Here is a 7,798-nt window from a genome sequence, read left to right as displayed (position 1 = left end):
GGGGAAACGGCGGTGCAAGTGGCGAGTCGGGCGGCTTTAGTGATTGCGGAAATTGAAGAAAAGTATCCGGATGGTCAGGTGCTGGTGGTGTCTCATAAGGCGACGATTCGGATTCTGTTGTGCAGTTTGTTGGGCATTGATTTGGGTCGCTATCGCGATCGCATTTTTATGCCGGTGTCTGCCCTCACGGTGGTCAAGTTTGATCTTCATGGACCCTTACTGCAACGGTTGGGCGATCGCGCTCATCTTCCTTCTCCCTTGCGCGATCGACCCGAAGCCTGAATTAAAAGACAATGTCATTTTTAGAAAAGTATTTAAATATGAAGACTTCAAATCATCAGAAATTTTGGGGACTGTTGCTGCTAATTGCTACCACAAGCACCGGATGCAGCCGTTCCAACCCTGACGCACAAGCCAGTGGTCCACCGCCTATTCCCGTCCAGATCGAAACCTTAAGTCCAGAAACGTTAGAAGAGAGTTCTCAGTATGTGGGGAATCTAGAAGCAACAGAGAAAGTCGCCCTCAAACCGGAAATCCAAGGACGCATTCAAGAGATGCGAGTGGCACCGGGCGATCGCGTCAAGCAAGGAGAGGCGATGATGGTGCTGGAACCGGATCAGACACTGCCTCAGTTAGAAAATGCCGAAGCTGGGGTCGAGGCCGCGATCGCCAGCCGTGATACTGCGATTGAACAGCTGAAGGTGGCTCAATCGAAGCGAGATTCTGCCCAAGAACAAGTGAACTTAGCCCAAGTCAATTATGATCGCGCCAAATTCCTATTAGATGCTGGGGCAATTGGGCAGTTTAGTTTCGATCAAGCCGAAACTGAATTGAAAACAAGAAGAAATCAGCTCAAGGAAGCCGAAAATGCAATCGAAGCCGCCCAAGCAGCCATTCGACAGGCTGAAGCCAATCTTGCACAGGCGCGGGCGCAGGTAAAAGCAGCAGCAGTGAGTGTTGGCTTTAAACAAATCCTCTCGCCAATCTCAGGGGTTGTCGGGGATTTAGCAGTCAAACAAGGTGATTATGTAACGGTAGGAGACGCGATCGCGACGATTACCCGCAATGATTTCCTCGATCTCGAAATTTCGGTTCCTGCCCGACGGTCTGGGGATTTACGGCAAGGGATGACGGTAGAATTGCTCGATCCAGCGACGCAGCAGCCCTTAAGCCAAGGAACTATCAACTTTATTTCTCCGAATGTGGAAACAACCCTGCAAACAGTTCCGATTAAAGCGCGCTTCCCCAATTCTGGAGGGAGTCTCCGCGATGGACAACGAGTGGAGGCAAAAATTGTTTGGAATACTGACCCTGGGATTTTAATTCCGACAACAGCGATTTCCCGAGTGGGCAGTAAAAGCTTTGTCTTTGTTCAAGACCAATCCGAAGCAACTGAGGGAGAAGCACAGCTCATTGTGCGCCAACGTCCGATTCAACTCGGCGATATTCAAGGATCGGATTATCAGGTTTTAGAGGGGTTAGAAACCGGAGATAAGATTGCCGTTTCCAACATTCTGAAATTGAGAGATGGAGCACCGATTCAGCCTCAATAGGTGATGACTGCCATCGCAGAAAACTAGAAATTAACAGTTGACTTGAGCCATTATGCCTATTTTGTCCATTGCGAATACATTCATTAAACGACCCGTGCTGACGACTGTCTGCACGTTGTTGATTCTTTTAGTAGGAGGGGTTTGTATTCCACTATTGCCCATCAACTACTTACCCGATATTTCCCCCATTCAAATTCAGGTGAGTTCCTTTTATACCGGTGCCGATGTGGATACCGTTGAAAATACGGTGACCACGATTCTGGAACGGGATATCAATGGGGTGGAGAACATGGATTACATGACCTCCCAAAGTTATGCTGGCAATAGTAAGATTTCCGTCTTTTTTCCCTCCAATACGGATAAAAATACGAACCAGGTGAATGTCCAAAACCGGGTTGCCCAAGCCTTACCCAAACTGCCTTCCTCGGTTCAACAACTGGGGGTCTCAACGAAGGCAGCCTCCACCAGTATTCTCATGATCTATGGGTTCTATTCGGAAGGAGGCGAGTATGACAACATCTTTATTAGCGATTATGTCGATCTCAACGTCACCGATATTATTAAGCGGGTGCCGGGGGTGGGCGATGTTGCCGTCTTTGGCAATAAACAAAATGCGATGCGGTTATGGTTGAGTCCGACGGCGTTAAGCAATCGTGGGTTAACCATTCTGGATGTGGTGAATGCTTTGCGATCTCAAAACGTCGTGGTCGGGGCGGGCGCAATTGGTCAAGAACCCGTGCCTGACGGTCAAAGTTATGAACTGCCTTTGCGAATTCGCAGTCGCTTTAGCGATCCGAAAGATTTTGACAATTTAGTGGTCAAAACGGGCAATGATGGCACATTGGTGAAATTGGAAGATGTCGGTTATGTGGAAATTGGGGCAGAAAACTATAGCAGCAATGCGTTAGTCAATGGACAACAAGGGTTAGGGCTTGCCATTTACCAATCTCCAGGTAGTAATGCTTTGGATGTGGCGAGAAATGTCCAAAGTACGATGGCAGAGTTAAACGAGAACTTCCCGCCGGGGATGAAAGCGGAGATTGTTTACGACACCACTTCCTTTATTCAAACCTCGATTAAAGAAGTGTTTATTACCCTGCTACAAGCGATCGCGCTGGTGATTTTGGTGATTTACTGCTTTTTACAAGACTGGCGCACTACGATTATTCCCGCGATCGCGATTCCGGTTGCCCTAATTGGGGCGTTGGCGTTTGCCCTCATTTTTGGCTTCTCCATCAACAGTTTAACCATGTTCGGTCTCATCCTCGCAACAGGAGTGGTGGTAGATGACGCGATCGTGATTGTGGAAGCGGTCAGCGGAAAACTAGAGCAAGGCTTATCCGCCAAAGAAGCCTCGATGGCAGTGATGAAGGAAATGACAGGGGCGGTGGTTTCAACGTCTTTGGTGCTACTGGCGGTCTTTATTCCCGTTGCCTTCTTCCCGGGAACAACCGGAAAACTCTACCAACAGTTCGCGCTGATTATCGCCTTTGCCATTGTTGTTTCTACTTTTAACGCCCTCAGTTTTAGTCCCAGTATGTCCGCCATTTTACTGCGACCGCAACAAGAAGCCCGAGGTCCTTTGGGCTGGTTCTTTGGCAAATTTAACCAGTTTCTGGCTTGGTTGCGCGATCGCTATCAAGGTTTGGTGAGCTTTTTCATTCGCATTCGCTACTTGGTCATGGCGGCATTTGTCGCTGCTTTGTTTGCAACTTACTATATGTTCCAAGCGGTTCCCAGCGGTTTTGTACCCGCAGAGGATCAAGGGGTGGTTTTAGGTTTGATTCAAGCCCCAGATGGCGTTTCCCTGAGCTATACCGACCAAGTGGTTGCAGAAGTTGGGGAGATTATGGGCGAGATTCCTGAGATTGAAGGCAGCTTTATTGCCAGCGGGAACGGGTTTGAGGGGGCTGGACCGAATCAGGGATTGTTCTTTGCCAAACTAAAACCTTGGGGAGAGCGAACCAACGAGGAACAGCAAATTAATGGCATTTTGCGACGGTTGAATATCGCCTTCAGTCAAATTGACAGCGCGATCGTTGCTGCCTTCAACCCGCCAGCAATTCCCGGCTTTGGGACCACAGGAGGCTTTGAGTTAATGCTCCAAGATCGTACCGGCGGGAAACTCTCCATTGATGAATTTCTAGGAAATGCCCAAGAAATCTTGGGAACTGCCAATCAACAACCCGCGATTGGTGGCACTGCCTATACCCAATTCACCGCAGGAACACCGCAATTGCAGGTGGAATTTGACCGTAACAAGTTAGAGTCTCTCAACATTGATTTCCAGCAAGCCGTACAAACCCTCGGGGCAACGATGGGGTCTCAATATGTGAATGACTTTGTCCTCGGTACTCGTAGTTATAAAGCCTATGTGCAAGCCCAAGGGAACTATCGCAATTCCCCTCAAGATATCAACAAGCTGTATATCCGTTCCCGAGATGGCAAAATGATCCCAATGAGCGAACTGGCAACCGTTACGCCAATTACTGGACCGCAAACCATTACCCACTACAACGGTTATCGTTCGATTAAACTGCAAGGCTCTCCAGCCCAAGGCTACAGCAGCGGACAAGCGATCGCTGCTATGGATGAAACCGTAGAAGCAAGCGCTCTCCCCGGTATCAACAGTAACTGGATTGGTTTAGCCAAAGAAGAAATTGCAGCAGGCAGTCTGGGAATTTTGGTCTTTGCCTTCGGGATTATCATGGTTTTCCTCACGCTTTCTGCTCAGTATGAGAGTTACGTTGACCCGATTATTATCTTGTTATCCGTTCCCTTAGCCATGTTAGGCTCTTTGCTGTTCCTCTCGATGCGAGGTTTAGTGAACGATGTTTATGCGAACGTCGCTTTAGTGATGTTAATTGGTCTGGCGAGTAAAAATGCCATTCTGATTGTGGAGTTTGCTAACCAAGCCCGCCTTGAAGGTCTAACGATTGTTAAGGCAGCCCAAAAAGCAGCAGGGGAACGCTTTCGACCAATTCTAATGACGGCGATTTCCTCACTGGTGGGGTTTTTCCCCTTGGTGATTGCAACTGGTGCTGGATCGGCATCGCGCTGGTCGATTGGAACGGCTTTATTTGGCGGATTGCTTGTGGCAACAGTGCTCAGTTTACTAATCGTTCCTGTGCTGTATGTGATTATTAAAAGCCTCGAAAGTCGCTTTCTCGACAGTAATCCTCCCGAACCCCCGCAGACAAACGGCTCTCAACTGACCAATCTCAGTGATTCTCCTGAAGAAGAACAAGCTGCTTTCCGTTCCTAACCGAATCGTTCAATTGCAGAGGTGAAAACCGATGAATTACAAAAGAATTATTTTCTCAGGTTTGGTGACTGCTCTCATCGGAACGGGCATTGGCTGGGTGGTTGGTCACGCCATCCCCAGTCCTTATACATCTGAGGTCTATCGCCATTTAGACCGCAAGTATGCGGTTGTTGGGGCAAGTGTGGGAGCAATCTTTGGTTTGAGTCAAGAAGCCTTGCGACAACTGAGACAGCAACGAGAGAGAGAAGAAAACGCTCGTAATGCTAAAAAAGGCGGTAGCAAGGGATCTCAAAAGACTTAATCAATCGGGGTTGCTGAAAAAAAAGCACCGTCGCGCCCAGGGTTCAATAATCAATCCCAATTCTATTGTTTAATTGTTCCATTTATGATCAATACCACTCCTCACTTTCATTTCCCTCGAATTTTGCAAACTATTATCGAGACTGATTCGTCTTTGCCTCAAGATCGGATGTTGATCATTCATTTGTGGGATTACCTGAATCAACTGATGATTTCGGGAGAGCCTGTTACCATCAATCCCATCTACTTGATTTTGGGCGTTCTTGCACTTGTTATTACCACCATTGTTTTTGTCATTCCCAGGATTCTGCGTTTTCTGGTGTTTCGGTTTTTCCCATCAGAATTGCAAGAGGCCTATCAACAAATTGTTGCTCCTTATCAACGGTGGATTACCCTTTCGTTTTTCCTCTCCATTGGCGATATTGTTTTATTGTTATAGTGATTCCAAGTAAGAACCATACAATCAATGAGGGGCAAATACAGAACATGCCTTTAACTCTGCTGTACGGAAATCAATTGGAATGACTATAATTCCCGAGGAACCGACGTGGTTATTCATTAGCGAGTTTTTCCTCGGGGGCGCGATCGCGATTAATACTTGTTTGCTAGCATTTACCCTCTTTAATGAGTTTTTTAGCAGTTATCTCCTCGATTTAGCCCTAAGAAGCCGCAAGAATGTCAACAGCGAAGTGTTAGCCTTTATTAAATTTGTTGCCAATTCACTCATTGTTCTGATTGTCATCTTTATTTTTGCCGAGTCGCATCGTCTCAGCATTACCGGCTTAGTGGCAAGTATCGGTGTTGGTGGAATTGCCATTGCCTTTGCTTCTCAAAAAGTGCTCGAACAGGTGTTGTGGACGATCTTGCTGTATTTGGATCGTCCCTTTGTGGTCGATGATTATATTCACCTGGCAGATGGTACCTTCGGCAGAGTCGAAGCGATTGGTTGGCGATCAAGCAAAATTCGTTTGTCTGGAAAAGGAACCTTAGTCGTAGTTCCCAATAGTATGCTGACGCAAATGTCCATTGAAAATTTATCGGGGGCGCAGAAAATTATTACGCTGCTCAATATCTTTTTTGAACGCGCCATTCCTGAACAAGAAAAAGCCTTGGTCCGTCAAATTATTCTGGATAGTACCAAAGATATTTATGGCATCGACCATCGCTTAACTGAAGTTAGCTTCCGCACTCCCAGCAACGACAATAAAAATTTTAGAAGTCGAAATAATAAAAATAATGGTCAATTGGAACCGGCTCAAGCCCGGGTCACTTTCTTTATTCTTGGGGCAGGTTCAATCGCCCTTGAAATTCGGACGCAACTTTTAGAGGCTGCCCGACGCAATATTACTAAACGTCTTCAAGAATATGGGATTCGTTTCCAAATTGATCAAAAACCGATCAATGTTGATTCTCCAATGAATATTTAGGGGGTGCTGAAGAGAAATTACTCGATTTCTTGAAGATTTTCAGTCGTTTCTGCAACTGGCTCAACCGTGACTGATTGAAAAACCAACCGCAGTAAGGGTGGACCGAGAAAAGTTGTTGCAATGACCATCAACACGATCGCGACATCAATGGAAGGGGGCAGCGCTCCTGTTGCCGATCCCAATCCGGCAAAGACTAACCCCACTTCTCCTCGGGGAATCATCCCTGTGCCAACAGCTAAGCGATTGAGCCCTTCTTTCCCAATGGCTGCATAACCCGCAATGATTTTCCCAAGAATAGCAACCAAAATCAAGAAGACAGCGACAATCAAGCCTTCGCGGTTTTCAGGAATTGCAGGATTGAGAACGCTTAAATCGGTTTTTGCGCCAATGGAAACAAAGAAAATGGTGGCGAAAATATAAACAATCCCTTGGGCGGGTTCGATTAATTTTTCTCGCAGGTTTGTCCCCCCTAGAATCAAGCCCGCAGCAAATGCTCCCAGAATGCCCTCTAAGCCAATTAACCTAGCAATTAATCCCATTGCCACCAGCAAAAGGATAATGGGTATCCCCTTAGCATTTTTCAACCTGCCAAGCTGCTGAACCAGCCAAGGGCCAAAAAAGCGATTCATCAGCACCGAAACCATGACAAAGACAATCGCGCCAACAATTAAAGATACAGTGCTCCCCAGTTCCACCTGCCCTTTTTCAACAATACTGACCACAACTGCTAAAATGACTACCCCAAGAATGTCATCAAGGATGGAAGCGCCAAGGATGGTCTGTCCTTCTGGGGACTGCAAAACCCCTAAATCGCTCAGCACTTTTGCGGTAATGCCGATACTGGTTGCGGTGAGTGCTGCGCCAGCAAATAGGGCGGGTAAAGCAGGAACCCCAAACAGAAAGGTTAACCCTAAATATCCCAGGAGAAAAGGCAAAGCGACCCCAACCACAGCAACAGCAGAGGCTTGCACACCGACTTTTAATAATTCGTCTAGGTCGGATTCCAAACCAATCGTAAATAGCAACAAGCCAACGCCCACTTGAGCATAGGCTTCAATAATCGTTGGAATGGAATCCTCAAAAACCCTTGTTACCGTTTCCAAATCACTTCCAGAAGCACTTTGCACAAAATTTAACTGGCAAGAGCGCGAGAACATAAGTCCCGCGCTGTAATCTCTGATTCAGCGTCGGGATATCCTCACTTCCTCGTCGCTTCGCTCCTGCGTCGCTGCGTTGGAGTCTCGCCGTTGATT

Annotated in this window: 5 protein-coding genes and 1 pseudogene; 5 read left to right on the top strand and 1 reads right to left on the bottom strand. The window is 47.1% G+C overall.

The features are described 5' to 3' along the window. From GVY04_20565 to GVY04_20545, 5 genes and pseudogenes are all read left to right on the top strand, one after another. A partial coding sequence (locus GVY04_20565; protein ID NBD18434.1) for a histidine phosphatase family protein occupies nucleotides 1–282 on the top strand: 282 nt, incomplete at its 5' end. A gap of 38 nt (nucleotides 283–320) precedes the next feature. Further along, nucleotides 321–1,553 carry an efflux RND transporter periplasmic adaptor subunit gene (locus tag GVY04_20560; protein ID NBD18433.1) on the top strand — a complete coding sequence of 411 codons (1,233 nt, stop codon included), beginning with the start codon at nucleotides 321–323 and terminating at the stop codon, nucleotides 1,551–1,553. Between the two features lie 52 nt (nucleotides 1,554–1,605). Continuing rightward, a complete protein-coding gene (locus GVY04_20555) occupies nucleotides 1,606–4,818 on the top strand; it encodes an efflux RND transporter permease subunit (protein ID NBD18432.1) in 3,213 nt (1,070 codons plus the stop codon). A 31-nt stretch (nucleotides 4,819–4,849) separates the two neighbouring features. Then, a complete protein-coding gene (locus GVY04_20550) occupies nucleotides 4,850–5,119 on the top strand; it encodes a hypothetical protein (GenBank protein ID NBD18431.1) in 270 nt (89 codons plus the stop codon). 84 nt (nucleotides 5,120–5,203) lie between these two features. After that, nucleotides 5,204–6,545 (top strand): annotated as a pseudogene (locus GVY04_20545) (mechanosensitive ion channel). Between the two features lie 17 nt (nucleotides 6,546–6,562). On the opposite strand, the gene GVY04_20540 reads toward GVY04_20545, so the two are convergent. Beyond that, nucleotides 6,563–7,702 (bottom strand): cation:proton antiporter, encoded by a 1,140-nt coding sequence (locus tag GVY04_20540; protein NBD18430.1) that lies wholly within the window; start codon nucleotides 7,700–7,702, stop codon nucleotides 6,563–6,565. Nucleotides 7,703–7,798: the final 96 nt, after the last annotated feature.

The sequence above is a fragment of the Cyanobacteria bacterium GSL.Bin1 genome, from assembly GCA_009909085.1.
GTDB lineage: Bacteria > Cyanobacteriota > Cyanobacteriia > Cyanobacteriales > Rubidibacteraceae > Halothece.
This window is presented reverse-complemented; position numbering and strand designations above follow the sequence as displayed.

Coding starts and splice junctions, on each gene's coding strand:
- GVY04_20560 (NBD18433.1), top strand. CDS start 321: ATGAAGACTTCAAATCATCAGAAATTTTGGGGACTGTTGCTGCTAATT.
- GVY04_20555 (NBD18432.1), top strand. CDS start 1,606: ATGCCTATTTTGTCCATTGCGAATACATTCATTAAACGACCCGTGCTG.
- GVY04_20550 (NBD18431.1), top strand. CDS start 4,850: ATGAATTACAAAAGAATTATTTTCTCAGGTTTGGTGACTGCTCTCATC.
- GVY04_20540 (NBD18430.1), bottom strand. CDS start 7,702: ATGTTCTCGCGCTCTTGCCAGTTAAATTTTGTGCAAAGTGCTTCTGGA.